Genomic DNA, 1,553 nt, shown 5'->3' with positions numbered 1-1,553 from the left:
CCCCCCTTCCTCCGGGTTGTCCCCGGCAGTCCCCCTAGAGTGCCCGGCTCTACCCGCTGGCAACTAAGGGCGAGGGTTGCGCTCGTTGCGGGACTTAACCCAACATCTCACGACACGAGCTGACGACAGCCATGCAGCACCTGTGCTAGGGCTCCCGGGTAAAACCCGGGCACCCTCCCATCTCTGGAAGGTCCCCTAGCATGTCAAACCCAGGTAAGGTTCTTCGCTTTGCATCGAATTAAACCACGTGCTCCACCGCTTGTGCGGGCCCCCGTCAATTCCTTTGAGTTTCAGCCTTGCGGCCGTACTCCCCAGGCGGGGTGCTTATTGCGTTAGCTTCGGCACGGAAGGTCTAACCCCCCACACCTAGCACCCATCGTTTACGGCGTGGACTACCCGGGTATCTAATCCGGTTTGCTCCCCACGCTTTCGGGCCTCAGCGTCAGGTGCCGTCCAGCCGGCCGCCTTCGCCACCGGTGTTCCTCCCGATATCTACGGATTTCACCCCTACACCGGGAATTCCGCCGGCCTCTCCGGACCTCAAGCCAGACAGTATCGAACGCAATTCCGGGGTTGAGCCCCGGGCTTTCACGTCCGACTCGTCCGGCCGCCTACGCCCCCTTTACGCCCAGTGATTCCGGGCAACGCTCGCCACCTCCGTATTACCGCGGCTGCTGGCACGGAGTTAGCCGTGGCTTCCTCCAGGAGTACCGTCAACCCCTCCTAGCTCTTAACCAGAAAGGGCTTCTTCCTCCTTGACAGGGGTTTACGACCCGAAGGCCTTCTTCCCCCACGCGGCGTCGCTGGGTCAGCCTTTCGGCCATTGCCCAAGATTCCCCACTGCTGCCTCCCGTAGGAGTCTGGCCCGTGTCTCAGTGCCAGTGTGGCCGACCACCCTCTCAGGCCGGCTACCCGTCGTCGCCTTGGTGAGCCGTTACCTCACCAACTAGCTGATGGGACGCGGGCCCCTCTTAGGGCAGGTGCTTGCTATGCAGCGGCACCCTTTCTTCCCTCGGCTCGCACCTCAGGAACGTATCCGGTATTAGCCACCCTTTCGGGTGGTTATCCCAGACCCCAAGGCAGGTTACCCACGCGTTACTCACCCGTCTGCCGGTGTACTCGGGCAGCCGAAGCCGCCCTTTCCCCCTCGACTTGCATGTGTTAGGCGCGCCGCCAGCGTTCGCCCTGAGCCAGGATCAAACCCTCACGTTAAAACCTCAACGCAAAGGCTCTCTAGCTCCCTAAAAACTCAAAAGCTGACAAGCCTCTTAAAGGCGCTTGCCCGCTGCCGCTATTCAGTTTTCAAAGATCAACCTGACCAGCAAACTTAAATCTAAACACACATAAATCCACCTGTCAAGCCTAACCTGACAGGCGGCTTAACTGCTCATGAAAATCAAAGAACTGCTTAATCTCTGCAACTCTATATGTTATACATCCGCCACATTTCTGTCAAGATGCTGTAACTCCCTTCCTACCTACCAAAGAACAACCGCCTCTCTCTCAAAGGCCCCGCTAATTTAACCACCTCCCACAATCTGTCAATACCCCCC

Annotated in this window: 1 rRNA gene; it reads right to left on the bottom strand. The window is 58.7% G+C overall.

The features are described 5' to 3' along the window. Window positions 1–1,212: ribosomal RNA gene (locus tag TH606_RS11135) — 16S ribosomal RNA — on the bottom strand; the annotation flags it as partial. Window positions 1,213–1,553: the final 341 nt, after the last annotated feature.

It is taken from the genome of Thermodesulfatator autotrophicus (assembly GCF_001642325.1).
Classification (GTDB): domain Bacteria; phylum Desulfobacterota; class Thermodesulfobacteria; order Thermodesulfobacteriales; family Thermodesulfatatoraceae; genus Thermodesulfatator; species Thermodesulfatator autotrophicus.
Note: the sequence above shows the minus strand (reverse complement) of the source record. Positions and strands in the feature narration are given on the sequence as shown.